The organism is Micromonospora sp. WMMC241, from assembly GCF_027460165.1.
Classification (GTDB): Bacteria; Actinomycetota; Actinomycetes; order Mycobacteriales; family Micromonosporaceae; genus Micromonospora; species Micromonospora humi.
In genome coordinates this window covers 2,801,596-2,827,200 of record NZ_JAPZBF010000001.1, presented here as the reverse complement: position 1 = coordinate 2,827,200, position 25,605 = coordinate 2,801,596, and the positions used below count along the sequence as shown (strand labels likewise).

The window sequence follows — 25,605 nt, the reverse complement described above, 5'->3', positions numbered from 1 at the left end:
ATCGCCCAGGCGATAAGAAGGGGCCCCTCCTTGCATCTACAGGTTGCGGGCGAGACGGTCGGCGAGGATGCGGGTGAAGTGGGCCGGGTCGGCCAGTTCCCCGCCCTCGGCGAGCAGCGCCATGCCGTAGAGCAGCTCGGCGGTCTCGGTCAGCGCGGCGGTGTCGCCGCCCTCGCCGTGGGCCTTGCGCAGGCCGGTGACCAGCGGGTGGGTCGGGTTCAGCTCGAGGATCCGCTTGACCCGGGGCACCTCCTGGCCCATCGCCCGGTACATCTTCTCCAGCGTCGGCGTCATGTCGTGCGCGTCGCCCACCACGCAGGCCGGCGACGTGGTCAGCCGGGTGGACAGGCGCACCTCCTTGACGCTGTCGGTGAGCGCGCCGCCGAGGAAGGTGAGCAGGTCGGCGTACTCCTGCCGCTCGGCCTCGGCCTTTTCCTTCTCCTCCTCGGTCTCCAGGTCGACCTGGCCCTTGGCCACCGAGCGCAGCGTCTTGCCGTCGTACGCGCCGACCCGCTCGACCCACACCTCGTCCACCGGGTCGGTGAGGATCAGCACCTCGTAGCCCTTGGCCCGGAACGCCTCCAGGTGCGGGGAGTTCTCGATGGTGGCCCGGTTCTCGCCGGTGGCGTAGTAGATCTCGGTCTGGCCGTCCTTCATCCGCTCCACGTAGTCACGCAGCGTGGTGGGCTCGGCCGGGTCGTGCGTGGAGGCGGCGCGGACCAGGTCGAGCAGCGCCTCGGTGTTGTCCGGGTCCTCCAGCAGACCCTCCTTGACCACCGGCCCGAACTCCGTCCAGAACGTGCGGTACGACTCGGCCGACATGTCCTTGAGCGTGCCGAGCACCTTCTTGACCAGGCGCCGGCGCACCGCGCGGATCTGCCGGTCCTGCTGCAGGATCTCCCGGGAGATGTTCAGCGACAGGTCGTGCGCGTCCACCACACCCTTGACGAAGCGCAGGTAGTTGGGGATCAACGCATCGCAGTCGTCCATGATGAACACGCGCTTGACGTAGAGCTGCACGCCGCGGCGGCCCTGCGGGGAGAACAGGTCGAGCGGGGCGTGCGAGGGCAGGAAGAGCAGCGCCTCGTACTCGAAGGTGCCCTCGCCGCGCATGTGGATGGTTTCGAGGGGGTCGGCCCAGTCGTGCGCGACGTGCCGGTAGAACTCCTTGTACTCGGCCTCGTCCACCTCGTCCCGGGAGCGCGCCCAGAGCGCCTTCATCGAGTTGAGCGTCTGCTCCTCGCGGACCGTCGCGCCGTCCTCGCCGGGCTTGTCGACGGTCATCCGGATCGGCCAGGCGATGAAGTCGGAGTATCGCTTGACGATGTCCCGGACGGTCCGCTCGTCGGCGTAGTCGTGCAGGTTGTCCTCGGCGTCGACCGGCTTGAGGTGCAGGGTGACCGAGGTGCCCTGGGGGGCCTCCTCGACCTCCTGCACCGAGTAGGTGCCCTCGCCGGTGGACTCCCACCGGGTGCCGCCGGCCTGCCCGGCGCGCCGGGTCAGCAGGCTGACCTTGTCGGCGACCATGAAGGTGGCGTAGAAGCCGACGCCGAACTGGCCGATCAGCTCCTGCGACGCGGCGGCGTCCTTGGACTCGCGCAGCTTGCGCAGCAGCTCGGCGGTGCCGGACTTGGCGATGGTGCCGATCAGCGCGACCACCTCGTCGCGGGACATGCCGACGCCGTTGTCCCGGACGGTGAGCGTGCGGGCGTCCCGGTCGACCTCCAGCTCGATGTGCAGGTCGGACGTGTCGGCCGACAGCTCCTTGTCGACAAGCGACTCCAGCCGCAGCTTGTCCAGCGCGTCGGACGCGTTGGAGATGAGTTCACGCAGGAAGACGTCCTTGTTCGAGTAGATCGAGTGCACCATCAGCTGCAGCAGCTGACGTGCCTCGGCCTGGAACTCCAACGTCTCGACCCGGTCGCTCACACCGACTCCCTTCCCGGTCGTGGGCCTACGGCGGAAAGGATACGAGGGGTGACCGCGGCGGCACGCACCGGCCGCCGATCACACTGGTACAACCAGTTGACGGGTTGATGTGTCCCGGGCCACACTGCTGTCCATGGCCTTCGTCCCCGCCCCCCGCGCCTCGGTCTCCGACCACGTCTTCGGCCAGCTCCGCGACGCGATCGTGGCCGGCCGGTACCGCCCGGACGAGACGCTGCCCGGCGAGCGTGAGCTGGCCGCCGCGTTCGCGGTGAACCGGCACGCGGTGCGCGAGGCGCTGCGCCGGCTGCAGCAGCTCGGCCTGGTCCGGGTGAGCCAGGGCGGCGCGACCCGGGTGCTCGACTGGCGGGTGCACGCCGGCCTCGACCTGGCGCTGTCGCTGGCCCGCTCCGGCGACGTGCTGCCGGTCGAGACGCTGGTGCGCGACATGTTGGAGATGCGGGCCTGCGTCGGGGTCGACGCGGCCCGGCTCTGCGCCGAGCGCGCCGACACCGACGTCGTCGCCGCGCTGGTCCGGGCCGCCGAGGAGTACGGCACGCTCGCGCCCGACCTGGACCGGATGGCCGAGGCGAACATCCGCATCTGGCGACTGGTCGTGCGGGGCAGCGGCAACACCGCGTACCAGCTCGCCTTCAACAGCCTGGTGGCCGGCACGTTCGCGGTCGGTGACGTCCCCCCGGACGCCCGCGCCGCCGAGCTGCTCGACGTGGTCGGCCACCGCCGGCTCGCCGCCGCCGTCGCGTCCGGCCAGGGCGCGGCGGCCGCCCGGCACGCCCGGGCGCTGCTGACCGCCCCGGTCACCACCCCCACCCCCACCACCCCCGGAAGGGAAGCGCGCGCATGATCCCCGCCGTGCTGTACGCCGTACCGGCGTTCCTGCTGCTGATCGTCATCGAGGCGGTCTCCTACCGTTTCCTGCCCGACGACGACGAGCGCGGCTACGAGCTGCGCGACACCACCACCAGCCTGTCGATGGGGTTGGGCAGCCAGGTCATCGGCTTCCCGTGGAAACTGCTGACCGTCGGGCTCTACGCGGCGCTGTGGACGGTCGCGCCGGTGCACCTCTCCCCCGGCGACTGGTGGACCTGGGCGATCGTCTTCTTCGCCGACGACCTGGCCTACTACTGGTTCCACCGGTCGCACCACGAGGTACGCGTGCTGTGGGCGAGCCACGTGGTGCACCACTCCAGCGTCCACTACAACCTCTCCACCGCGCTGCGGCAGAGCTGGACGCCGATGACGTCGCTGCCGTTCTGGCTGCCGCTGGCGCTGCTCGGCATCCCGCCGTGGATGATCTTCCTGCAGCAGTCGATCAGCCTGCTCTACCAGTTCTTCCTGCACACCGAGCGGGTGGGGAAGCTGCCCCGGCCGATCGAGTGGGTCTTCAACACCCCGTCGCACCACCGGGTGCACCACGGTTCCAACACCGAGTACCTGGACCGCAACTACGGTGGCATCCTGATCGTCTGGGACCGGCTGTTCGGCAGCTTCGAGCCGGAGCGGGCGCCGGTGCGCTACGGCCTGACGAGGAACATCCAGACCTACAACCCGCTGCGGGTGGCCACCCACGAGTTCGCCGCGATCCTCTCCGACGTACGCCGGGCCACCTGCTGGCGGCACCGGCTCGGCTACCTGCTGGGCCGCCCCGGCTGGCAGCCGGCCCGGTGAGGCGCTTCTGGCTCACCCTGTTCGGGGTCGTCGCCGCCGTGGAGCTGGCCGGGGTCGCGCTCGACTCGACCGCGCTCCAGTGGCTGGCCAAGCCACTGCTGGCGCCGGTGCTGCTGGCGTACCTCGTGACGCACCGACGCCGGGTGGACGCGGTGGCCGCCGGCCTGGTCGCGGCCACCGCCGGCGACGTGGCCCTGCTCGTGCCGGGACGGGCCGCGTTCCTGGTCGGCATGGGGTTCTTCCTGGTCGCGCAGCTGTGCTTCCTGGCCGGCTTCCTGCGTCACGGTCGACCGCCGGCGTCGGCGTGGGTGGGCTACCTGCTCGCCTGGGCGGCCGGGAACGCGGCGCTGTGGGGCGCGCTGGGGCCGCTGCGACTGCCCGTGCTCGGCTACAGCCTGGCGCTGTGCCTGATGGCCGCCGCGGCGACCGGGGTGTCCGCCCGGGTCGCGGCCGGCGGCGCGCTCTTCCTCGCCTCCGACCTGCTCATCGGCGTGGGCGCGGCCGGCACCGAGCTGCCCGGCGCGGGCCTGCTGGTGATGGGCACCTACTGCGCCGCGCTGCTGTTGATCACCACCGGCTGGATGGCCGCCCGCGTCGACGCCGCCCGCGAGCCGGACATGGTGCCCGCCTGAGCGGCGCGGGTGGCGGTGTGCGGGAGCCGCGCACCGCCACCCGCCCGTCAGCGGATCCGGACCGGGGCGGAGAGCAGTTCGTTGTCCGCCGGGAGCGCGTCCCGGTGGTCCCGCACCGCGGCCACCGCGCGGAAGGTGACCTTGCCGGCCGCCGCGTCCTGCGGCGTCACGGTGTACGCGAACGAGAACGAGGTACGCCCGCCCCCGGCCGTCGCCGGAACCGGCTTGGTGGCGGCGTCCACCTGCTCGAATCCCCACGGGTGGCTGCGCTCGAGACGGATCTCCACGGTCTCGTCGTAGCGGGTGTTGCGCACCTCGACGGTGACGCCGACGCGCTGCCCGGCACGGGCGGTCGACGGAGCGTTGACCTTGACGACCGCCACGTCGTGCGTGCGGACCACCGACGTGTGGGTGGCCGAGGCGGTGCGCCCGTCGACCGTCCGCGCGGTCAACCGCACCGCGTGGTCGCCGTCGGACGCGAAGCGGTGCCTCGGGAACTGCTCGGTCGACGTGGTGCCGTCTCCGAAGTCCCAGACCAGCGAGCCGAGGTCGATGCCCAGCCCGGCCGGGTCGAACAGGCGGGGCCAGAACGCCACCTCGTCGAAGACGCTCCACTCCACCTCGGCGACGTCGAAGCCGACCTCCGGCGGCGGCGCCACGTCCAGCCGGAACGTGGCCTGCTCGGCGTAGTTGGCCCCGACCCGGAACCGGTACGTCGTGCCGGCCCGCGCCTCGAACGTCACCGGCGTCCCGCTGTAGGTGGGGCGACAGGTGACCTCGGCGAGGGTGTCCAGGGAGTCGCCGGTGTAGACCGCCACGCCGAGGTGGTCCGGCCCGGCGTGGGCGGTGACCATCCCGGTCTCCGCCGGGGTGTACGAGTACCAGACCGTCCGGTCGGTCTCGAAGCAGGACGACGGCTCGCCCTCCTGCACGGTGGCGGTGCTGAGATCCTGGCCGTTCGCGAACGGCAGCGCGCCGACCGGCAGCGCGCCGGCCAGGTCGTCGTTGACCGGCGCGTCGGTGGCGGCGGACGCGCCCGCCGCGTGGACGGCCAGCAGAGCGACCACGCCCGGAACCGCGACCGCGATCCGGGCGAGTTGACGGTTGAGCACTTCTCCTCCTGAGGGGCCCCGTATCCCTTGTGGATGCGACCGGGCCACGGTAGGAGCGCGCGCCCCAGGACGGGGCTAAGCGAAGCTCTCGTTCCGGTTAAGACCGCCCGAGCATCCGGGTCACCACGGTCAGGTCGTCACCGCCGAGCCCCTGGTCCGCCGCGTGCCGCCACTCGGCGGCCAGCGCCTCGGCGGCCGGGAAGCTGCCCGCCGGCGCCTCGCGCAGCGCCAGCTCGACGTCCTTGAGCGCCAGCGCGAGCGCGTACTGCGTGCCGTGTTCGTCGCGCACGACACGGGCGAGCTTCTCCGCCGCCCAGGGCGCGACCAGCGGGCTGCCGTCGAGCGCCTGGCGCACGGTGTCCCGGTCGAGGCCGAGCGTGTCGCCGAGCGCCACCGCCGCGGCGACGCCCTCGTTGACGAACGCCAGCAGCAGGTTGTTGACGAGCTTGAGTCGCGAGCCGGCGCCCACCGGGCCGAGCCACAGCGTCCGCTGGCCGACCGCGTCGAAGACCGGGGCGACCCGGTCGCGCGCCTGCTCCGGGCCGGAGGCGAGCACCGTGAGGCGGCCCTGTTCGGCCGGGCCCCGGCTGCCGGCCACCGGCGCGTCCACCAGGGTGACGTCGGGTCGCTCGGCGGCGACAAGTTCGGCCAGCAGCTCGGTCTCGGCCACGCCGATGGTGCTCATCTGCGCCCAGACCGCGCCGTGCGGCAGGGCGGCGAGCATGCCCTGCTCGGTGGCGATGGCGCGGACCGCGGCGCCGTCGGTCACCATGGTCACCGCCACGTCGGCCCGGCGGACCGCCTCCGCCGGGTCGGCGGCCACCTCGGCGCCGCGCTCGGCGAGCGCGCGGGCCGGTTCGGGGTGCCGGTTCCACACCACCGTGTCCAGCCCGGCGCCGACCAGGTTCGCCGCCATCGGCGTGCCCATGCCGCCGAGCCCGAGCACCGCCACCCGTGTCATCCGCCGCTCCCCTCGTCGCCGTCCGGGCCAGCCTAGGTGCGGGTTCGGGCGGCGGCACTCCGAACGACGTCGCGCCCGTTCACTTTCGCAAGAACTCGGAAATTCTTTCTTATCAAGACTGTCCACTTGCAACTCTTGAAAGACTTTCCAATGCCTCCTAGCGTGGTCCGAGCCACCGCCGCCCGCTGGAGCATCCGCTACCGGAAGGACGACCATGCGACGTACCCTGCGCGCCCTGCTCACCACGTTCGCCCTGCTCGCCGCCGCGCTCGCCGCGCCGGCCGCGGCGCACGCCTCGCCGCCGCCCCCGCAGGAGCTGGGCGGACTGGACCTCGGCGCGTACTGCCGGTCGCTCGGGGCGGCCGACGCCGCGCTGACCGGGCCGACCGCGTACGACTGGCACTGCCGGGCCGCCGACGGCCGCCTCGGTGACCTTGCCTTCGACGCGGCGTGCCGGTGGACCTACCGGACCGACGCGGCGGTGGACCGCATCGGCGACTTCTACGACCCGACCTCGGTGCGCTGCTGGCGGGTCCGCCCGGAGGTGGTGACGCCGGACTTCACGCTCTGGTGCCAGCTCACCGGGAACTCCACCGCCGAGCTGCGCGGCGACACCGTCTACGGGTGGCGCTGCGTGCGCTACAGCCGTGCCGGGGTCACCTACTCCGACATCGACGTGCTGGCCGCCTGCCGGGAGACCACCTTCGGGTACGCGACGGTGGAGCGCTTCGTCCGCTTCGGTGACCCGTACTCCTGGCAGTGCCGCGCCTGATCCCTCCCCACCACGCCCGCCGGCGCCGGCAGCCAGCCGGTGCCGGCGGGTATCCTGCCGGCGTGGCCAGGGAGAACGGGCGCAAGCTGATCGCCTCGAACAAGAAGGCGCGGCACGACTACGACGTCCTCAAGACCTACGAGGCGGGCATCGTGCTGGCCGGCACCGAGGTCAAGTCGTTGCGCGAGGGGCGGGTGTCGCTGGTCGACGCGTTCGCCCAGGAACGCGACGGCGAGCTCTGGCTCTACGGGCTGCACATCGCCGAGTACGGCTTCGGCACCTGGACCAACCACGCGCCCCGGCGCACCCGCAAGCTGCTGCTGCACCGGGTGGAGATCGGCCGGATCCTGGAGAAGCTGCGCGACGGTGGCGTCACGCTGGTGCCGCTGTCGATGTACTTCGCCGACGGCTGGGCCAAGGTCGAGCTGGGCCTGGCCCGGGGCCGCCGGTCCTACGACAAGCGCCAGGCGCTCGCCGAGCGGGACGCCAAGCGGGAGATCGCCCGGGAGATGGGCCGCCGGCTCAAGGGCCGGGCGGCGACACGTCGGAGCTGAGCGCCCCGGCCCCGTCCGCTCCGGCGAGCGTCGAGAGGCGGCGGGCGAGCCGGGCCGCCGCCTCCCGCAGCTCCGGCGGCTCCAGCACCTCCGCCGGGAGGTCCAGCCGGGCCACGTGCGCGGCCAGCCACTCCAGGTCGTCCCCGCCGACCACCAGCACGCACCATCCGTCGCGATCGTCCTCGACCCGCCCCACCTGCGGCGGCACCAACCCGCGCAGCTCCTCCGGCCGGGCGCGCACCCGCACCCGGGCGAGATGACGGTACGGCGCCTGGGTCACCGCCCGTTGCACGTACGCGACCGGGTCGGGATGCTCCCGGGGCCGGAACCGCCAGGTGGTCGGGGTCACCGCGAGCATCCGGTCCAACCGGAAGGTGCGCCACTCGTCGCGGTCGACGTCGCGGGCCATCAGATACCAGCGGCGGCCGGTGGTGACCATCCGGACCGGCTCGACCGTGCGCTCGCGCCGCTCCCCGTCGCGGCCCGCGTAGCCGAACCGCACCCGGACCGCGTCCCGGCACGCTCGCGCCAGCGTCACCAGGACGTCCGGGTCGATCTCGGCCCCGGGGCCGACGAGCGTCTCCGTGGCGCCCTGCACCGCGCGCACCTCGGCACGCAGCCGGGGCGGCATCACCTGGTCGAGCTTCGCCAGGGCACGAAGCCCCGCCTCGCCCGCTCCGGCGACCGTGCCGCCCGCCGCGAACCGGAGGGACACCGCCGTCGCGATCGCCTCCTCGTCGTCGAGGAGCAGCGGCGGCAGCCGGGTGCCCGCGCCGAGGCGGTAGCCGCCGCCGACGCCGGCGACCGCGTGCACCGGATAGCCGACCGCGCGCAGCCGTTCCACGTCACGGCGTACCGAACGGTCGGTGACGCCCAGCTCGGCGGCGAGCTGGGCGGCGGTCCAGGACGGCCGGCGCGGCAGCAGCGCCAGCAACCGCAGCACCCGCTCGGTCGTTCCCTCGACGGCCATCCGCGCATCGTTCCACGAATCACGGAACGGAACGGTCCGCAATAGGTGGCAGGCTGCCATCACGGCCGGGACGACGCCCCGACTGCCGTCCGCACACCCGACAGGAGACGAGCTGACATGGCCCGCGACGTTCAATTCACCTTCGACTGCGCAGACCCGGCCAAGCTGGCCGCCTTCTGGGCCGAGGCGCTCGGCTACCGGGTGCAGGGGCCGCCGCCGGGATTCGACTCGTGGGAGCAGGCGCTGACCGCGATGGGCGTGCCCCCGGAACGGCACAACGACGCCTCGGCCGTGGTCGATCCCGACGGCGCCGGGCCACGGGTGTTCTTCCAGCGGGTGCCGGAACCCAAGCGGGTCAAGAACCGGGTGCACCTCGACGTACGGGCCGCGCCCGGGCTCGCCGAGGAGGCCCGGATGGCGGCGCTGGAGGCGGCCGCCGACCGGCTCGTCTCGCACGGCGCCACCCGCCTCGAACGCCACGAGCCCGCTCCCCCGCTCGACGCCGGGCACATCGTGATGGCCGACCCCGAAGGCAACGAGTTCTGCCTCGACTGATGGGACTCTCGAGGACCGACCACGTGACCGAACCGACCTGGAACCCGCTGCTGCGCGAGCAGCTCACCTGGCACTGGACGCACCAGTTGCGCGGCCGCCTGGAGGGACTGACCGACGAGGAATACCTCTGGGAACCCGCGCCCGGCTGTTGGAGCTTGCGCCCGGGTGCCGAGGGCGGCCCGCCGGCGATCGACGTCGCCCTGCCGCAGCCGGACCCGCCGCCGTTCACCACCATCGCGTGGCGGCTCGCCCACGTGATCGTCGGTGTGCTGGCGGTGCGCAACGCCGGGCACTTCGGCCGCGCGCCGACCGACCACGGCTCGTTCCCCTACGCCCCGACCGCCGCCGGCGCGCTGGCCCAACTCGATATCGAGTTCGCAGCCTGGCAGGCCGGCGTCGAGTCGCTCGGCGATTCCGGCCTGGCCCGACCCGCCGGCCCGGCCGAGGGCCCGTTCGCCGACGTCCCGATGGCCACGCTGGTGCTGCACATCAACCGGGAGGTGATCCACCACCTGGCCGAGGTGTGCCTGCTGCGCGACCTCTACCGGCACACCCGTCGACCTTGAGTACAAGGGTTCTTGTACATCACTTCTTGTCGGTCTAACCTGACCCCCATGGCGGACGAGCCGAATCACGTGCACCTGACCGACCCGCGTGCCATGCGGGCGCTGGCCCACCCGACCCGGCTACGGCTGCTCGGCGAGCTGCGGCTGCGCGGCCCGCAGACCGTGGGCATGCTGAGCGACCGCACCGGCGAGGCGGTCGGCTCGGTCAGCTGGCACATCGGCAAGCTGGCCGAGCACGGCTTCGTGACCGAGGCACCCGACCTGGCCCGCGACCGCCGCGAGCGGTGGTGGCGGGCCGCGCACGCCACCACCGACTGGGACCCGGTCGAGCTGCTCGACGACCCGGAGCGGCGACTCGCCAGCAACATGCTGGGTCGCGCCGTGATGGAGCGCTACGCGGCCCGCTACCAGGCCTACCTGGAGTCCGAGGCGAGCCTCGACCTGGCCTGGGTGCGCGGCACCACCAGCAGCGACACCGTCCTGCACCTGACCCCCGACGAGCTGGGCGAGCTGCGCGACGAACTGTCCGCGCTGGGCCGGCGCTGGCGGGAGCGAGGCGCGCCCGGCCGACCGGGCGCGGAGATGGTCACCCTGATCTGGCAGGCCTACCGGGGGCCGCAGTGACCCGCGACCGCCGGCCACTGGCCGGGCTGCTGATCGGGCACGCCGTCTCGCTGACCGGCAACGTGCTGACGCTCATCGCGCTGCCGCTCTACGTCCTCGCGGAGACCGGCTCACCGGCGGCCACCGGACTGGCCGGCGCGTTCGCCACCGCGCCCGTGGTGCTCGGCGGCGCGTTCGGCGGCGTGCTCGTCGACCGGATCGGCTACCGCCGGTCCAGCGTGCTGGCCGACGTCGTCTCCGGCGTGACCGTCGCCGCCGTACCCCTGTTGCACGCCACGGTCGGCCTGCCGTTCCCGGCGCTGCTGGCGCTGGTCTTCGTCAGCGGCCTGCTGGACACGCCCGGCCAGACCGCCCGCACCGCGCTGCTGCCGGAGGCCGCCGCCGCGGCCGGGGTGCCGATCGAGCGGGCGGTCGGCTGGGCGGAGGCCACCTCGCGGGGCGCCCGCATGATCGGCGCGCCGGTCGCCGGCCTGCTGGTCGGCGTGCTGGGTCCGCTGCCGGTGCTGGCCGTGGACGCGGCGACGTTCGCCGTCTCGGCGCTGGTCGTGACGCTGCTGGTGCCGCGCGGCCTGCGGCCGTCCACCGAGGACGACGAGGTGGAGGCGAGCGGCTACTGGCGGCAGTTCGCGGCCGGGCTGCGCTTCCTGGTCCGGGAGCCGCTGCTGCGGGCCATGGTGCTGCTGGTGCTGGTCACGAACCTGTTCGACGCGGCCAAGAGCAACGTGCTGCTGCCGGTCGTCGCCGACCGCGAACTCGGCGGGCCGGCCGCGTTCGGCCTGCTGGTCGGCGTGATGGGTGGGGGCGCGCTGATCGGCTCGCTGGTGTTCAGCGCGATCGGGCACCGGCTGCCCCGCCGGGCCACGTTCGTCACCGCGTACGCGATCTGCGGCGCGCCACCGCTGTGGGCGCTCGCCGCCGCGCCACCGCTGCCGGTGGTGGTCGCGGTGATCGCGGTGGCCGGGTTGGCGGCCGGCGCGCTCAACCCGCTGATGGGCGCGGTGGAGCTGGAGCGGGTGCCGGCATCGATGCGGGCCCGGGTGTACGGGGTGATCGGCGCCGGTGCGTGGGCGGCGATGCCGCTCGGCGCGCTGGGCGCCGGGCTGGCCGCCGACCGGTTCGGCCCCGCCTCCACGCTCGTCGTGATGGCGGCCTGCTATCTGCTGGTGGTGCTCACGCCGCTGCTGGGCGGGCCGTGGCGCTCCATGGGTCGGCCGGTTCCGGCGACGCGCCAGGTGCAGCGGGAGGAAGCGCTCTCTTGACAGCGGGGTGGCTTCGTTCATACCTTCATCGAAGCCTATCTTTATAGTTTGTTTACCGTTCGACGGGGCCGGCCGGCCGCACGGTGAGCGAACCCCACCACCGCAGGAGGCACCCCGTGCGCAGTATCCGTACCGTCGCCGCGCTGGCGATGGCGGCGGTCGGCCTCACGGCCGCCCTCACCACCGTCCCGAGCACCCCAGCGGTGGCCGCCCCCGGCGCGGTCACCTGGTCCGACGACTTCACCGGCCCGGCCGGCGCCGCCCCCGACGCGAGCAAGTGGCGCTACGACGTCGGCGGCGGCGGTTGGGGCAACAACGAGTTGCAGTACTACACCAACAGCACCCGCAACGCCGCGCTCGACGGCAACGGCAACCTGGTCATCACCGCCCGCAAGGAGAACCCGGCCGGCTACAACTGCTGGTACGGAAGCTGCCAGTACACCTCCGCCCGACTGCTCACCAACAGCACGTTCGCGCAGGCGTACGGCCGGTTCGAGGCCCGCATCAAGATCCCGCGCGGGCAGGGGCTGTGGCCGGCGTTCTGGATGCTCGGCAACGACATCGGCAGCAACCCGTGGCCCAACAGCGGCGAGATCGACATCATGGAGAACGTCGGGTACGCGCCGTCCACCGTGTGGGGCACGCTGCACGGCCCGGGTTACTCCGGCGGTAACGGCATCGGCGCGTCCACGTCGCTGCCGGGTGGCCAGGCCCTTGCCGACGCGTTCCACACGTTCGCCGTGGACTGGGCGCCGGACTCGATCACCTGGTATCTCGACGGGGTGGCGTACTCGCGCAAGACGCCGGCCGACGCGGGCGGCAACCGCTGGGTCTTCGACCACCCGTTCTTCATGATCATGAACGTCGCGGTCGGCGGCAACTGGCCCGGCTCGCCGGACGGTTCCACCACGTTCCCGCAGACCATGACCGTCGACTACGTCCGGGTGCAGGCCTGGGACAACGGCGGCGGGGGCAGCGGCGGGCAGATCGTCGGATACGGCAACAAGTGCGTCGACGTGGCCAGCGCGAACACCGCCAACGGCACCCCGGTGCAGCTCTGGACCTGCAACGGCACCGCCGCCCAGCGCTGGACCTGGAACGCCGACGGTTCGGTGCGGGCGCTGGGCAAGTGCCTCGACGTGACGTCCGGGTCGACCGCCAACGGCGCCAAGGTGCAGCTCTACGACTGCAACGGCTCCGGCGCGCAGAAGTGGGTGTTCAGCGCCGCCGGCGACATCGTGAACCCGCAGGCCAACAAGTGCCTGGACGCCACCGGGAACAGCTCGGCCGACGGCACCCGGCTGCAGATCTGGGAGTGCGGCGGCACCGCCAACCAGAAGTGGCGGCGCTGACCGCCCGGTGAGCCGGGGCGGGCGGCGCTCACCGCCCGCCCCGGCGCCGTGCCCAGCCGACGAAGCGCCGATAGCGGTCCGCCGCCCCACCGTCCGGCGCGGGCCGCTCCGCCTCGGCCTCCGCCCACAGCGTGGCCAGGTGCATCAGCAGCGCCGGCCGGGCGTCGCGGTAGGCGGCGAGCAGCCGCAGCCTCGCGGCCGAGCAGGGCCAGGCGACCCCGCAGGCCCGGCACCGCCACGTCGGTCGGGACGGGACGTGCTCCCGGCTCACCGCAGCCGCCGCGCGACCGCACGCGCCTCCTCGTCGTTCAGCGTCAGGAACCACAGGAACCGCCGCACGATCTCCGGTGGCTGCGGCCCGCCGGGACGGCCGCGCAGGTCGCGGATCGCCCGCCGGGTCAGCCGGACGAACTCCGGCAACAACTCGGCCCGCCGCGCCGCGTCGGCCGGCGTCGACGTCCACGCCGGACACGGCCAGTCCGCGCCGCAGGCGTCACAGACCCAGGCCGGGGCGGCCGTCGAGTGCAGGGCGGTCATCGCTGGCACCGTCCGAGATTCGTCCGGCTCCCCTCCCGGTACGTCCGACCGCTCCGCGCGCGCCTGGTCCCCCTGCATAGCGCGTCTCCCTCCGTCGCCTCGACACACTGCCCACCAGAACCCTGCCGACCGTTGCGGGGCGATCACACTGCGTTGCAGGATGGCGTGGGGATGGGCGGAACGTTCAAGGAGGACATAGGGATGAACCGTGCCGTGGCGGCGGCGATGTCCGAGGCGGGGCACACCGCCGAGAGTCTGGCCGAGCGGGTCGGCGTCGACCCGAAGACCGCGGCCCGCTGGGCGAGCCAGGGCCGCATCCCGCAGACCCGGCACCGCGCCCAGGTCGCCGAACTGCTCGGCAAGGACGCCGCCGAGTTGTGGCCGGACGCGCTCAAGCGCCGCGAGCCGGCGTGGTTCCGCCCCTGGGCCGACATCGAACGCGAGGCGACGGCCCTGCGGTGGTACGAATCCGCCGTCCTGCCCGGTCTACTTCAGACGCCCGAATACGCTCTCGCGGTCCTGCGAAGCGGGCCACTGTTCGCGGACGCGGACAGCCTCCTGGAGGCGCGGCTCCGCCGCCAGGCGGCAGTCCTGGACCGACCACGACCCCCGCTGCTGGTGTTCGTCGTCGACGAGGCAGCGCTGCACCGGGGGGATCCCGAGATCATGCATCCCCAGTTGGACCACCTCGTCGACCTCGCCGGACGTCAGCATGTGATGGTCCACGTCCTCCCCCTGCGTGCCGGGCTCCACCCCGGCCAGGCCGGCCCGTTCATCATCGCCAGCACCCCCGAGGGCGAGGACGTCGGCCATCTCGACGACCAGGCGGCCGGACGGATTCAGAATGATGTTGCGGCCCTCTGGGCAGTCTGGGATACCGTGAGGTCCGTTTCGTTGCCGCGGGACCAGACCATCGACTTCCTGAGAGCACGATCATGGATAAGCTGATCGGTGCGCGTTGGCGCACCAGCACTCGGAGCAGTTCCAACGGTGGTGCCTGCGTCGAGGTGGCCGACAATCTGGCGGCCGTGGTGGGCGTGCGCGACTCCAAGGATCCGACCGGCCCGGTCCTCGTCTTCGCGCCGCCGGCGTGGCAGGCGTTCGTCGCCCACCTGGCGCCCCGGCGCTGACCCTGATGAGCGGGTTCGCGCCGGAGCCCATCGCCACCGCGCGGCTGCTCCTGCTGCCGCTGGGCGTCGCGCACGCCGAGGAGATGGCCGCCGTGCTCGCCGACCCGGCCCTGCACACCTTCATCGGCGGCGAGCCCGCCGCGCCGGCGGCGTTGCGTGCCCGCTACGAACGGCTGGTCGCCGGCTCCCCCGACCCGGCCGAGTCGTGGTGCAACTGGGTCATCCAGCTCCGCGACGACGGCCGGCTGGCCGGTTTCGTGCAGGCCACCGTCACCGCGCCCGAGGCTCCGACCCGGCACGCCGCCACGGGGAGCGCGCGGGCGGTCGGGCACCGACACCTCGACGAGGCGACGCCGGCCGCCGCCGGGCCGGTCGCGGAGATCGCCTGGGTGGTGGGCACGCCCTGGCAGGGGCGCGGGATCGCCACCGAGGCCGTCCGGGGGATGGCCAGCTGGTTGGGGCGGCGCGGTATGCGTACCCTCGTGGCCCACATCCATCCCGACCACCGCGCGTCGGCGGCGGTGGCCACGGCCTGCGGCCTGGCCCCCACGGACGTGTGGCACGACGGCGAGGTCCGCTGGACCCGGGCGTAACCATCTGTAGCCCTCCCTGCCCTGACCGGAGCGGCGGCGGAATGTCTCAGACCGGCGGTGAGGGCGACTCCAAGGGTCTACCCCAAGCGCGCCGCACGTCCGCCACGGCGACTCCGCACAGCACGATTCCGGCGGCGCCGAGGACGATGAGGGACGGTGCCCACAGCAGCGTCGGGATCAGCGCCACCAGCAACACGAAGGCGACCAGTCGGGACGGCGAGACCCGATTGAAGACCTCGTGCTCGAAGCGTGACCGGCCCACGATGTACAGCGCCGGGCCGCCGAGGATCACGATGATCCACACGGGCGGGATGTGACCCGTTGGCCGTAGAAGGGCAAGTTCGTAGCCGACCGCCGAGGTGATGACCCCTGCCACCATGAGCATGTGTGATTCGGCGGCGGAACGGCCGATCCGCGCCGGTTGCCGGCTCTGGGCGACGGCCTCGGCGAGGATGCGGCCCGCCCGGTAGAAGTAGATCCGCCAGATCAGAACAGACGTGGCCAGCGCCATCCCGAATGCCAGCATGCGCATCGGGGTCTCCGGGTGGGCCTTGTACGCCAGCCCCATGGCCAGCACCGATTCCCCCAGGGCGACCAGGAAGAACTGCTGGTACCGATCGGCCAGGTGCTCGCCCGCGATGCCCCACTCGGAAGCCGTCGACCTGCCGAGACCTGGCACCGGCCAGCCGCTGCGCCCGGCCAGGTACTCGATGGCCAACGCCGTCGCCCAGAGCAGTCCCAGTACCCAGCCCCGCGCCAGGGCCGCCGCCGCCAACCAGACCACGCCCGTTGCCGCACACGTCATCAACATACGGACCTTCAGGCGCTGCCGGTCCGTGCCGCGCAACGCGAAGGCCAACAGCAGCGGCCTACTCATCTGAGCCGTCACATAGCCTGCGGCGAAAGCGAGCGCCGCGGGTTCGAGCTGCCGCCGGATGGCCACCGCCATCACCATGCTGGACGCCAGCGCGATGAGCACGATGACCTGGATGACAGGCTGGTACGGGTCGTACTGGCTGGTGGTCCACGCCGTGCCCTGCCAGACCGCCCAGAGGGCCAGCAACAGGAAGGTGGTCTTCAAACCGTCCGCGACGATGGTTCGAGGATCATTCGCCCCCGACCTGGTGCTGAGGTCATCGACCGCGCGCGCCACCACCCGGGTCAGCGCGAAGACGAAGACCAGATCGAAGAACAGTTCCAGGAACGAGGCATGTCGCGTCGCCTCCCCCTTGTGCAACAGCCGCGATTGCCGATCCATCCCTCGACCCACCTGTCCGCGGGCAGTTCGAACCTGGACGTCACGCCACGCTCATCAAAGGATGTGCGCCCGAGCGAGTGGAGAGGCGTTGCGGCGGTCGGCGTAGACCAGTTCGTATCCTTCGGCCATCCGAGCGGTGGAGAAGTTCCGGCTGACATGCTCCTGGCAGGCCCGCCCACTGAGGCGGGCAGCGTCGTGCAGGGCCTGCGGGAGATCGCCGGGGTCGTCCCGGATGAAGCCCGTGACGCCGTCCTGCACCAGTTCGGGCATGGCGCCTCGATTCAACGTGACCACCGGCGTGCCGACGGCCATCGCCTCGATCACCACCATCCCGAACGGCTCATCCCACTGGATGGGCATGATGAGGCACCGTGCGGACAGCAGGAGCCGAGCCGTTGTCGACCGGTCCGGGTTGAGGACCACCTCCACGTCCGGGCCCAGCATCGGTTCCACCACCTCACTGAAGTACTCCTGCTCGAACGGCTCGACGCACTTGCCGGCCAGCACCAGGGGCAATCGGGCCGCCCGACATGCCTCGATCGCCAACTCCGGCGCCTTCTCGGCGCTGAATCGGGCGAGCCAGAGCACCGGTCGCCCTTCCCGATCGGCCGCCGTGTCGGTCGATCGGCCGGCCAGGTCATCGACGACCATCCCGTTGTGCACGGTTCCGTACCAGGGCAGGGTGGGGGCCAGTCGGCGTTGGGCGTCGGAGATCGCTACCAGCCGGACGTCGGGGCCGAGCGAGCGCAGCACGTCGCCGTACTCGTCGACGGGGTTGCCGTGCACCGTCGCCACAGTGGGGACGCTGCGCCGCTGGGCTGTGAGCGGTCCGATCACGGTGTGGTCGTGCACGATGTCGAACCCGCCGGCCTCGATCATCCGATTGGTCCGGGCGACGTGGACCACCTCCGGCAGGAACTCGCCCAGTCGCTCCATCTGCGGCTCCTCGACGGTAGCGGCGAGTCGGGCCCGGGTGCCGGTCTCGGCGCCGGCACCGAAGAGGGTCACGTCGTGCCCCCGATCCACGAGGGCGTCCACCAACCCGGCAACCACCTGCTCCACGCCGCCGTAGCCCGGCGGTGGGACCTCGTACCAGGGCGGCACCACCATCGCGATCCGCAACCACCGACGATTGTCGTAGGCCTTGCTCCTGCTCGCCATTCCTACCTCCAGCGGTCGCGCCTTCGCCGGCCCGGCAGAGCCGCGCGCGGCGGACCGGGCGGGCTGCCTGTGCCGGGCCTCAGGGCTTCCCGAGACCGACCCATTCACTCATGCCGACCGCTGTTGATTGGTCGGTCAGGTTGATGTCACCCGGACGAGGCCGCTGCCCCGGGACACTGTGGAGCTGCCGATGTCGAGCGCGGTTCGACCCGCGACAGATTGGCTGACTGGTCGGTCAGGTTCTAAGCATCATGGCGATGCCGACAGCCGCCGCTGTCGCCGCGGCGCTCAGTGGTCCGACCCGGTCGAAGAATGCGCCGCGCCGACCGATTTGGACTGCGACGACCCTCGTTGTCGCAGATAGATGGAGAGGACGACCATCGAGGAGACGGCCAGTAGTTCCGACTGCCAGTTCTGCAGGCTCCGGTTCCAGAAGTCAGGCCGGAGCAGGTACCGGCCCCAGGACACCGGATCCTGCAGGTTGCCGAGTTGCTGCTCGTTGTACGCGGCGACCCCCGTAATGGACTGGGCGGTCCACGACAGTATGAAGCCGGCGCCGAACACCAAGCCCAGCGAGTGCGAGAACAGGGCCCGCCGCAGGCCACCGACGCGCGCCCATCCTGGCGAGGAGGCGGGAGCGTGGGCGCCGACCATCTGGTCCTCGTCCGATCCCCGGCCCGCCTTGTCCAGCGCCTCGGATTCCGGAGAGCCCTTCTGCAGCAACCAGACCGCGAGGAAGATGTAGAGGAAGAACTGCAGGTACTCCGATTGCCAGTTCTCGGTGACGTCGACGGCGAAACTCGCCGAGGTGAGATAGCGGCCGAGCGAGATCGGGTTCAGGCCGTCGTCCATCTGGTGGCGGTTGAAGTCGGCATGCCCGGCGGAGGCCTGGCCGACCAGCGCGGCGGCGAACAGCAGACCGAACACCAGCCCGAGGGAGTTCTCCCGCAAGAATGTCCTCACCTGTGCAGCACCCCCAGAGCGCAGAAGTAGGCAAGGCCCACTGCGACCACCAACAGCATCAGCACGAACTGGGACCGCACGACTCAGTCCCTCTGCAGCACACAGTCGTAGGGCTCGTCGCCGCGACCGGCGCATCCGGCGGCAACCACGCGCCAGCCGCCATCGAAGACGGCGAGGAAGACGGTGTCACCCGTGAGTCGCACCTGCGCCCACTGGCCGTACACCTCGCCGGCCAGAACCGAGCCCGACGCGGGTAGACCGGCGTTCACGATCGCCTCGGCACACGGCTTGCCGGTGGAACGCTCGAGTTCGGCCGCGGTACCGGGCGCCAGCAGGGAGCAGGCCGCACCCCCGCCCCTGTCGGCCACGGCACTCAGCATCCGCACCGCGACGCCGGCCGCCGCGTCGACCCGAGCAGTCACCGACGCGCATCCCACGGCCGTCATCGCCATGACGGCGCCCACCACGATCCGGACGGTGCGCCACACACTCGCCCCAGGCGCGTCCCGACCCCAAAGGTCGGTCCACCGCACTGGCGGCGGGCACGGCGGCTGATCACTGTCGGGAGGTACCAGGCCCACCGTCGTCCACCCCACTGTCTCACGGCATTGGTGATGACTCGCTCGCGTGCCTTCCCTCTGTACCGCAGTGGCCGATCGAGAGTCAGTGCGTTCACCTGGTTCACGCCTCCGAGTTCGCCGACCACCGACCGGCACGTGCGGAAGGCTGCCGCGTTCCCGTCGAGTGGCGCTACTAACGGGCCACACCCCACCGCAAGGCCTCCCGAGATCTGCCACTCAGCGATTGCCGGCCCCTCTCGCTACTCAAAGTGACGGTATCGCAGCGGCGAGTTGGCCCGACCGGATCGACATGCTCGCGATCCCGACGGACCACATCGGAGGGTGAACAGGCCACCTGGGCTGCGCCGCCCTCCCGGTCGTCGCCACACCCCGCCGACGCCGCCGGCACCGGACGCGCAACCGGGACGGGAAACGACTGACCTAACACTCAGTATCGGCCCGAGGCTTTTGCCCGAGAAGCACTTTTCATTGTGCTTCAGGCGCTTACGATCGCTGAGCGTCTTGCCGACCAAGGTCTGGGAGTGAGCGATGCCGAAGCCGGCGAGTGTTGGGCCTGGTCAGCGGGGTGGGTCAGCGACGCGGGCCGCAGCGGCGTCCGAGGGCTACCCGGGACCGCTGCGTCGAGCAGTGCCCGGTAACACCCTGCTCAGGATGCTTGCCACCACCGATGCCAAGCAGATCGGCCTGCTCTACCTGATCTCGTCGTTCTTCTTCTTCCTCGCCGCGGGCATCGAGGCGCTGCTCATGCGCGGCGAGCTGGCCCGCCCGGGAATGCAGTTCCTCTCTCAGGAGCAGTACAACCAGCTGTTCACCTCCCATGGAACGATCATGATGTTCCTGTTCGCCACCCCCCTCGCCTTCGCGTTCGGCAACTACCTCGTGCCCCTGCAGATCGGCGCGCCGGATGTGGCCTTCCCCAGGCTGAACGCGTTGGCCTACTGGCTCTACCTGTTCGGTGGCCTGATGGTGCTCGGTTCCTTCATCACCCCGGCCGGCGCCGCGGACTTCGGATGGACCGCCTATCCGCCGCTGAGCGAGGCGGAACACACCCCCGGGGTGGGCGGCAACCTGTGGGTGGTCGGGTTGGTGCTCTCGGGCGTCGGCACGATCCTCGGGTCGGTCAACCTGATCACGACGACTCTGACCCTGCGCGCCCCGGGGATGACGATGTGGCGACTGCCGTTGTTCACCTGGGCCATGTTCATCACCGCGCTGATGGCGGTCGTCGTGTTCCCGCTGCTGTCGGCGACCCTTCTCGGCCTGCTGTCCGACCGGTTGCTCGACAGCCACATCTACGACCCCACCACGGGTGGCCCGCTGCTCTACCAGCATCTGTTCTGGTACTTCGGCCATCCCGAGGTCTACATCGTGGCATTACCGTTCTTCGGCATCATCAGCGAAGTGCTTCCGGTCTTCTCGCGAAAGCCGCTGTTCGGCTACAAGGGCATGGTCCTGGCGCTGTGGGCGATCTTCGTCTACTCGCTGAACGTGTGGGCGCACCACATGTTCGCCACCGGCCAGGTTCTCCTGCCCTTCTTCTCAGCCACCACCTTCATCATCGCCGTGCCCACCGGGGTCAAGTTCTTCAACTGGATCGGCACGATGTGGAAGGGCCAGCTCACTTTCGAGGCACCGATGCTGTTCGCCGTCGGGTTCCTCGTCACGTTCCTCTTCGGCGGCCTCACCGGCGTACTGCTGGCCAGCCCACCGATCGACTTCCACGTCCACGACAGCTACTTCGTCGTCGGGCACTTCCATTACGTCCTCTTCGGGACCATCGTCTTCGCCGCGTTCTCCGGCGTGTACTTCTGGTTTCCGAAGATGACCGGGCGGCTGCTCGACGAGCGACTCGCCAAGGTCCACTTCTGGACGATGTTCGTGGGTTTCCACACCACTTTCCTGGTCCACCACTGGCTGGGCAACCGTGGAATGCCTCGCCGCTACGCCGACTACCTACCGCAGGACGGGTTCACCATCATGCACACCGTCTCGACGATCGGATCGTTCGTGCTCGGCGTGTCCACCCTGTTCTTCATCTACAACGTCTGGAAGTCGTGGCGCTTCGGTGCCGTCGTCTCCGTCGACGACCCGTGGGGCTACGGAAACTCCCTGGAGTGGGCCACCACCTGCCCACCTCCGTTGCGCAACTTTGAGCGCATTCCGCACATCCGCTCCGAACGCCCCGCCTTCGACGCCAAGTACGGCCCCCTGGTCGCCGACCTCGGTCGTGACCTGCCGCAACGTGCGGCCAAGGCGCCGCAGAGACTCCGCGACGAACTGCACCGCGATCGGTCGGTGCCGCAGTCACCCGCTGCCCAGGGCGTCCACGGCGGCCCGGCCGCGACCGGGTACCGCATTCCTCAGTCCGGCGCCCGTCCCGTCGAGGTACCCGACCCGGACCAGACCCGCCGCCCGAGCTTCGAGCGGACCACCGAAGCGGACGAGAACCCGCTGGACTCTCAACGAAGCGAACAGGCACCGCCGCAGTGGCGTCATCCGGGCGACGAGAACGGCGAGAGGAGGTAGGGCGGGCGGCAGCGACGTGGCGATCTCAGGTGCGCTCGCCGTAGCGTTCCCGGGTGAGCCGGTTGGCCGTATCTGGATCAAGACCGCTGGCGCGGAGCAGATCACTCGTCGCGACACGCGTCTGGGTGACCAGGGTCTGAGTGAACCTGCCGGTGGCGACGTCGCCGGCCTTGCGAGCGCTGTGCATGGCCGCGAGGGCTGTCGCGCGCGCCCGCTGCGGATCGCGCCCCGAGACGCGTTCGGCCCTAAGGTGCTCGGTGGCCTCGGCGAGTTGCCTGAGTGTGGTGGGCAGCTCATCCGGAAGGGGCTCGTCGTACTGCAACGCGGTGGCCGAGGTCCGCGCCAGATCCTGCACGTCACCGACCAGCCGTTCGCCTTGCTGAGCGAATTGGGCGAACTGTTCCACGTCATGCCGCCGCTGCCATCTCACCGGAGCCAGACTCACCACCTCTCTCGCCCCGTCGAGCGCCTGCGACAACCGCGCGAGATCGGGCCCGGCTTCCCGAAGGCGCTGCAGGGACGCGACCGCCAGCTCGGTGTCGCGCTGATCCAGCGCACTCGCGGTCGTGCGTAGTTCCGCGCTGATCAGCTGGACGATCGGCGTGGCTGCGCGGTTGAGCACGCGTATCGGGTTGACCGGGAACAGGAGCGTGACCACCACCAGCCCCACCGCCCCGCCGACGAACGCGTCCAGGACCCGGGGCCACTCGAGGTTGGGATTCACCGGCGACAGCGTCGCGATCAGGACGGCTGAAGCACCGGCCTGGGCCACGGCTGCACCGCTGCCACCGGAGATGACGAGCGCGGTCGCGATCGCGATCGCGACCGCCAGACCGATCTGCACCGGCCCGGGGCCCAGGGTGTAGAGCAGAGCGTTCCCGACGAGGATTCCGATTCCTACACCGATCAACGACTGGGCGGTTCGTCGGGCCCGCTGCCCGATCGCCGCGACGATCGTGCCGACCGCCGCGGACGGAGCGAACACGGGCGCGGGGTTACCCAACACGTCGTGCCCGATGACCCAGGACAACGCCGCGGCTAGCCCCGCCTGGACCGCGATCACCAGGATGACGTACGTCAGGCGAAGCCGCACCCGCCACTCCCGACGGCCGCGCTCGCGGGCCCGCTCTCCCAGTCGAAGGGCTCGGCCGGCCAGGACGTCGGCATCGTAGGCCGGACCTGGTGCGCGCTCCTCGGCAGCACTCATGCCGATGACTTCCCCGAGCAGCGATCAACAAGTCAGCGCCCCGCGTCGCGCCGGGCAACAGGTGCGCGGCATGTCGATCCTCGCGACCTGCTCGACCCGCCAGTGGGTCTCGTATCACCCCCGCGGTCCGTGCCCGGTAAGGGCATTCCCAGCATGACGGTGATGCGATATGACAGTTTTGTCCCTGACGGAGTCGTCAGTCAGGAAGATGCAGCGGCGATACCAGCGGCTGAACTCGGGGGTGTCCATGAAGGCATTGGTCAAGGCAGGGGTCATCGTGGTCGGGGGGTGGGCACTTCGCAGGTTCCTGCTCCGGTCGACCCGTCAAGGGCCCTGGCAGTCCGCTCCATTGATGCGGCATGAGCCGCGGTGGCACGTGGTGACCGTCAACCCGACCCGCGACGAACTGACCCCCGACTCGCCACTCCCGGAGCCACTGGCCGATCTCGGTGACGCGGTGGACGTACAGATCCGCCGCGCCGCGGGCGACCGTGGCATCGAGCTGGCCGTACGGCTGCGCGAGTCGGCCCGGTCGCCGCTGACCGCGGGAGTCAGGCGACTCGCCGGTAACGATCCGAACCAGGCGATCCGGGCCGCGCTGCGCGAGGCGAAGCAGTTGCTGGAGACCGGCGAGGTGCTGCACCCCGACGCTCCACCCACCACCCGGACAACGGTGGTCAACAAACCGCTGCAACTGGCGACGCGGCAGGGACGTCGGGAGGGGCGACTGTGAAGGCACTGATGTGGCAGGGCGTCAACGAGCTGTCGGTGGGCGAGGTCCCGGACCCGACGATGCGCAACGAGCAGGACGCCATCATCCGGGTACGGAAGACGGCGACGTGCGGTTCCGACCTGCATCTGCTGGGTGGGTACATCCCGTTCATGGAGCAGGGCGACGTCCTCGGGCACGAGTTCCTGGGCGAGGTGGTCGAGGTCGGCCCGCAGGTGCGTAAGCACAAGGTGGGCGATCGGGTGGTGGTCTGCTCGTTCGTCTCCTGCGGTCGCTGCTGGTACTGCCGACAGCAGCAGTACTCTCTGTGCGACAACGGCAACACCAACCCGGCGATCACCGAGGACGTCTGGGGCTTCGCACCCGGCGGCTGCTACGGCTACTCGCACGCCCTCGGTGGCTTCGCAGGTAGCCACGCCGAGTACATCCGGGTTCCCTACGCCGACCAAGGGGCCTTCACCGTCCCCGACGGGGTGAGCGACGAGCGTGCTCTCTTCGCCTCCGACGCCGCCCCGACCGGCTGGATGGGCGCGGACCTCGGTGGAGTCAGAGCCGGGGACGTGGTCGCGGTGTGGGGCGCCGGCGGGGTCGGCCAGATGGCGGCACGCGCCGCCGTCCTGCTCGGCGCCGAGCGGGTGATCATCATCGACCGATTCGCCAATCGGCTGCAGATGGCCGAGAAGTACCTGGGTGTGGAGACGCTCAACTACGAGTCCCAGGACATCGGTGGTGAGCTGCTGGAACGCAGCGGCGGGCGAGGGCCGGACGTCTGCATCGAGGCCGTGGGGATGGAGTCCCACAGCACCGGACCGCAATACCTGTACGACCAGGTCAAACAACAGCTCCGCCTGGAACCTGACCGCCCGATCGCCGCTCGGCAGGCCGTCTACCACTGCCGCAAGGGCGGCAGCGTGTTCCTGCTCGGCGTCTTCGCCACCCTTGTCGACAAGTTCCCGCTCGGGGCGCTGATGAACAAGGGCCTCACCCTGCGCGGCGCCCAACAGCACGGACACCGCTACATCCCGATGCTGCTCGATCGGATGGCACGGGGCGAACTGGTCACCGAACACCTCGCGACACACACCATGCCACTCGACGAGGCACCGCAGGGATACCACATGTTCAAGAACAAGCTCGACGGATGCGTACGCGCCGTCTTCGAGCCCTCCCGATGATCGGACGCGCTCTGGTCTCCCGTCTCCGACCGGACCACCGAGCGCGCCAGGTCCGGTAGCCGAGACACCTGCCGGTCGGGGCTCCGGGCCGGGCTGATCCCCCCGCTCCGGAGCCCCACCGATCACGCCGTCGCCATCTGGCGCACGTGTTCGCCCTTGGCGAACTCCTCGACCATCCTGGCGCAGAAGGCCGGCAGGTCGCCAGGGTTGCGGCTGGTGATCAGGCCGTTGTCGACCTGCACCTGTTGATCCACCCAGTTACCGCCCGCGTTCTGGATGTCGGTGCGCAGGCTGGGGAACGAGGTGACGGTCCTGCCGTTGACCATCCCGGTCTCCACCAACGACCAGGGACCGTGGCAGATCGCCGCCACCGGCTTCTGTTGTGCGAAGAACGCCCGGACGAAGTTCATCGCCTGCTGGTTCATCCGGAGCCGGTCGGGGTTGACCGTCCCGCCCGGCAGCAGCAGCGCGTGGTAGTCGGCCGCGTCGGCCTCGTTCACGGTCCGGTCCACCCGGTAGCGGTTCGCCGGGCTGATGTCCTGGTTCATCGACTGGATCTCGCCGGAATTCAACGAGATCAGGTGGACCTCGGCCCCCGCCTGCTCCGCGGCGGCCCGCGACTGGATGTATTCCACGTCCTCCACCCCGTCGGCGGCGAGGCAAGCGACTCGCTTGCCGGTCAGTCGCTGCTGGCTCTGCGCCATTTTTGCGGCCTCCCCTTCGCGGTGCCGCCCGGTCGGCGGCACATCGTTCGCTCGCGGCCGCCTTCCCG

28 protein-coding genes are annotated in these 25,605 nt (G+C 71.1%); 16 read left to right on the top strand and 12 right to left on the bottom strand.

Features of this window, described 5'->3' with window-relative positions:
- Nucleotides 1-36: 36 nt before the first annotated feature.
- The gene (htpG, locus tag O7598_RS13110) at nucleotides 37-1,929 is read right to left on the bottom strand and encodes a molecular chaperone HtpG (RefSeq protein WP_269691611.1); all 1,893 of its coding nucleotides are present in this window, start codon (nucleotides 1,927-1,929) and stop codon (nucleotides 37-39) included.
- A 133-nt stretch (nucleotides 1,930-2,062) separates the two neighbouring features.
- Between htpG and O7598_RS13105 the strand changes: the two genes are divergently transcribed.
- The 3 genes from O7598_RS13105 to O7598_RS13095 are packed head-to-tail and all read left to right on the top strand — an operon-like array spanning nucleotide 2,063 to nucleotide 4,247.
- The gene (locus O7598_RS13105; protein ID WP_269691610.1) at nucleotides 2,063-2,791 is read left to right on the top strand and encodes a FadR/GntR family transcriptional regulator; all 729 of its coding nucleotides are present in this window, start codon (nucleotides 2,063-2,065) and stop codon (nucleotides 2,789-2,791) included.
- Nucleotides 2,788-3,615 (top strand): sterol desaturase family protein, encoded by an 828-nt coding sequence (locus O7598_RS13100; protein ID WP_269691609.1) that lies wholly within the window; start codon nucleotides 2,788-2,790, stop codon nucleotides 3,613-3,615. The genes O7598_RS13105 and O7598_RS13100 overlap by 4 nt, the downstream gene beginning before the upstream one ends.
- Nucleotides 3,612-4,247 carry a lysoplasmalogenase gene (locus tag O7598_RS13095; protein ID WP_269691608.1) on the top strand — a complete coding sequence of 212 codons (636 nt, stop codon included), beginning with the start codon at nucleotides 3,612-3,614 and terminating at the stop codon, nucleotides 4,245-4,247. The genes O7598_RS13100 and O7598_RS13095 overlap by 4 nt, the downstream gene beginning before the upstream one ends.
- A 47-nt stretch (nucleotides 4,248-4,294) precedes the next feature.
- Here O7598_RS13095 and O7598_RS13090 read toward each other — a convergent pair whose 3' ends face one another.
- Both O7598_RS13090 and O7598_RS13085 read right to left on the bottom strand, forming a co-directional pair.
- Nucleotides 4,295-5,359: a PKD domain-containing protein gene (locus O7598_RS13090; RefSeq protein WP_269691607.1), complete on the bottom strand. Its 1,065-nt coding sequence runs from the start codon at nucleotides 5,357-5,359 to the stop codon at nucleotides 4,295-4,297.
- A gap of 97 nt (nucleotides 5,360-5,456) precedes the next feature.
- Complete coding sequence (locus O7598_RS13085) at nucleotides 5,457-6,320, bottom strand: NAD(P)-dependent oxidoreductase (RefSeq protein ID WP_269691606.1); 864 nt, start codon at nucleotides 6,318-6,320, stop codon at nucleotides 5,457-5,459.
- A gap of 214 nt (nucleotides 6,321-6,534) precedes the next feature.
- Here O7598_RS13085 and O7598_RS13080 point away from each other — a divergent pair, with 214 nt between their 5' ends.
- Together O7598_RS13080 and smpB are read left to right on the top strand one after the other, a co-directional pair.
- Nucleotides 6,535-7,092 (top strand): hypothetical protein, encoded by a 558-nt coding sequence (locus O7598_RS13080; RefSeq protein WP_269691605.1) that lies wholly within the window; start codon nucleotides 6,535-6,537, stop codon nucleotides 7,090-7,092.
- Between the two features lie 62 nt (nucleotides 7,093-7,154).
- The gene (gene smpB / locus O7598_RS13075) at nucleotides 7,155-7,646 is read left to right on the top strand and encodes an SsrA-binding protein SmpB (protein ID WP_269691604.1); all 492 of its coding nucleotides are present in this window, start codon (nucleotides 7,155-7,157) and stop codon (nucleotides 7,644-7,646) included.
- Here the strand turns inward: smpB and O7598_RS13070 are convergent.
- Complete coding sequence (locus tag O7598_RS13070; protein ID WP_269691603.1) at nucleotides 7,615-8,616, bottom strand: helix-turn-helix transcriptional regulator; 1,002 nt, start codon at nucleotides 8,614-8,616, stop codon at nucleotides 7,615-7,617. The genes smpB and O7598_RS13070 overlap by 32 nt on opposite strands.
- A gap of 117 nt (nucleotides 8,617-8,733) precedes the next feature.
- On the opposite strand from O7598_RS13070, the gene O7598_RS13065 reads away from it, so the two are divergent.
- The 5 genes from O7598_RS13065 (at nucleotide 8,734) to O7598_RS13045 (ending at nucleotide 12,972) form a co-directional block, all read left to right on the top strand.
- Entirely contained in the window at nucleotides 8,734-9,171 is a 438-nt protein-coding gene (locus O7598_RS13065) for a VOC family protein (RefSeq protein ID WP_269691602.1), read from the top strand.
- 23 nt (nucleotides 9,172-9,194) lie between these two features.
- Complete coding sequence (locus tag O7598_RS13060; RefSeq protein ID WP_269691601.1) at nucleotides 9,195-9,737, top strand: DinB family protein; 543 nt, start codon at nucleotides 9,195-9,197, stop codon at nucleotides 9,735-9,737.
- A 48-nt stretch (nucleotides 9,738-9,785) separates the two neighbouring features.
- Complete coding sequence (locus O7598_RS13055) at nucleotides 9,786-10,361, top strand: helix-turn-helix domain-containing protein (protein WP_269691600.1); 576 nt, start codon at nucleotides 9,786-9,788, stop codon at nucleotides 10,359-10,361.
- On the top strand, nucleotides 10,358-11,620 hold the full coding sequence (locus O7598_RS13050) for an MFS transporter (RefSeq protein ID WP_269691599.1): 1,263 nt from the start codon (nucleotides 10,358-10,360) through the stop codon (nucleotides 11,618-11,620). The genes O7598_RS13055 and O7598_RS13050 overlap by 4 nt, the downstream gene beginning before the upstream one ends.
- A 116-nt stretch (nucleotides 11,621-11,736) precedes the next feature.
- Entirely contained in the window at nucleotides 11,737-12,972 is a 1,236-nt protein-coding gene (locus O7598_RS13045) for a ricin-type beta-trefoil lectin domain protein (RefSeq protein WP_269691598.1), read from the top strand.
- A gap of 28 nt (nucleotides 12,973-13,000) precedes the next feature.
- Here O7598_RS13045 and O7598_RS13040 read toward each other — a convergent pair whose 3' ends face one another.
- Both O7598_RS13040 and O7598_RS13035 read right to left on the bottom strand, forming a co-directional pair.
- On the bottom strand, nucleotides 13,001-13,243 hold the full coding sequence (locus O7598_RS13040) for a flavin reductase (protein WP_269691597.1): 243 nt from the start codon (nucleotides 13,241-13,243) through the stop codon (nucleotides 13,001-13,003).
- A complete protein-coding gene (locus O7598_RS13035) occupies nucleotides 13,240-13,509 on the bottom strand; it encodes a hypothetical protein (protein ID WP_269691596.1) in 270 nt (89 codons plus the stop codon). The genes O7598_RS13040 and O7598_RS13035 overlap by 4 nt, the downstream gene beginning before the upstream one ends.
- A 201-nt stretch (nucleotides 13,510-13,710) precedes the next feature.
- Here O7598_RS13035 and O7598_RS13030 point away from each other — a divergent pair, with 201 nt between their 5' ends.
- Genes O7598_RS13030 through O7598_RS13020 form a run of 3 tightly spaced genes read left to right on the top strand, consistent with a single transcriptional unit; the run spans nucleotide 13,711 to nucleotide 15,232 of the window.
- Nucleotides 13,711-14,457 (top strand): helix-turn-helix domain-containing protein, encoded by a 747-nt coding sequence (locus O7598_RS13030; protein WP_269694863.1) that lies wholly within the window; start codon nucleotides 13,711-13,713, stop codon nucleotides 14,455-14,457.
- Complete coding sequence (locus tag O7598_RS13025; protein WP_269691595.1) at nucleotides 14,445-14,639, top strand: DUF397 domain-containing protein; 195 nt, start codon at nucleotides 14,445-14,447, stop codon at nucleotides 14,637-14,639. Before O7598_RS13030 ends, O7598_RS13025 begins: the two co-directional genes overlap by 13 nt.
- A gap of 5 nt (nucleotides 14,640-14,644) precedes the next feature.
- Nucleotides 14,645-15,232, top strand: a complete 588-nt coding sequence (locus O7598_RS13020) for a GNAT family N-acetyltransferase (protein WP_269691594.1) — start codon at nucleotides 14,645-14,647, stop codon at nucleotides 15,230-15,232.
- A 46-nt stretch (nucleotides 15,233-15,278) separates the two neighbouring features.
- Here O7598_RS13020 and O7598_RS13015 read toward each other — a convergent pair whose 3' ends face one another.
- The 4 genes from O7598_RS13015 to O7598_RS13000 form a co-directional block, all read right to left on the bottom strand.
- Complete coding sequence (locus O7598_RS13015) at nucleotides 15,279-16,490, bottom strand: low temperature requirement protein A (protein WP_269691593.1); 1,212 nt, start codon at nucleotides 16,488-16,490, stop codon at nucleotides 15,279-15,281.
- Nucleotides 16,491-16,544: 54 nt separating this feature from the next.
- Complete coding sequence (locus O7598_RS13010) at nucleotides 16,545-17,651, bottom strand: glycosyltransferase family 4 protein (protein WP_269691592.1); 1,107 nt, start codon at nucleotides 17,649-17,651, stop codon at nucleotides 16,545-16,547.
- A gap of 288 nt (nucleotides 17,652-17,939) precedes the next feature.
- Nucleotides 17,940-18,602 carry a DUF6766 family protein gene (locus tag O7598_RS13005; protein ID WP_269691591.1) on the bottom strand — a complete coding sequence of 221 codons (663 nt, stop codon included), beginning with the start codon at nucleotides 18,600-18,602 and terminating at the stop codon, nucleotides 17,940-17,942.
- Between the two features lie 95 nt (nucleotides 18,603-18,697).
- Nucleotides 18,698-19,081 carry a hypothetical protein gene (locus tag O7598_RS13000; RefSeq protein ID WP_269691590.1) on the bottom strand — a complete coding sequence of 128 codons (384 nt, stop codon included), beginning with the start codon at nucleotides 19,079-19,081 and terminating at the stop codon, nucleotides 18,698-18,700.
- 642 nt (nucleotides 19,082-19,723) lie between these two features.
- Between O7598_RS13000 and ctaD the strand changes: the two genes are divergently transcribed.
- Complete coding sequence (gene ctaD / locus O7598_RS12995) at nucleotides 19,724-21,721, top strand: aa3-type cytochrome oxidase subunit I (protein ID WP_332367369.1); 1,998 nt, start codon at nucleotides 19,724-19,726, stop codon at nucleotides 21,719-21,721.
- Between the two features lie 25 nt (nucleotides 21,722-21,746).
- Here ctaD and O7598_RS12990 read toward each other — a convergent pair whose 3' ends face one another.
- Nucleotides 21,747-22,928 carry an FUSC family protein gene (locus O7598_RS12990; protein WP_269691589.1) on the bottom strand — a complete coding sequence of 394 codons (1,182 nt, stop codon included), beginning with the start codon at nucleotides 22,926-22,928 and terminating at the stop codon, nucleotides 21,747-21,749.
- A gap of 352 nt (nucleotides 22,929-23,280) precedes the next feature.
- Here O7598_RS12990 and O7598_RS12985 point away from each other — a divergent pair, with 352 nt between their 5' ends.
- Both O7598_RS12985 and O7598_RS12980 read left to right on the top strand, forming a co-directional pair.
- Nucleotides 23,281-23,661 (top strand): hypothetical protein, encoded by a 381-nt coding sequence (locus O7598_RS12985; protein ID WP_269691588.1) that lies wholly within the window; start codon nucleotides 23,281-23,283, stop codon nucleotides 23,659-23,661.
- On the top strand, nucleotides 23,658-24,833 hold the full coding sequence (locus O7598_RS12980) for a zinc-dependent alcohol dehydrogenase (RefSeq protein WP_269691587.1): 1,176 nt from the start codon (nucleotides 23,658-23,660) through the stop codon (nucleotides 24,831-24,833). The genes O7598_RS12985 and O7598_RS12980 overlap by 4 nt, the downstream gene beginning before the upstream one ends.
- A gap of 122 nt (nucleotides 24,834-24,955) precedes the next feature.
- On the opposite strand, the gene O7598_RS12975 is transcribed toward O7598_RS12980, so the two are convergent.
- Nucleotides 24,956-25,537, bottom strand: coding sequence for a type 1 glutamine amidotransferase domain-containing protein (locus O7598_RS12975; RefSeq protein WP_269694862.1), 582 nt, complete (start codon nucleotides 25,535-25,537; stop codon nucleotides 24,956-24,958).
- Nucleotides 25,538-25,605 lie beyond the last annotated feature (68 nt).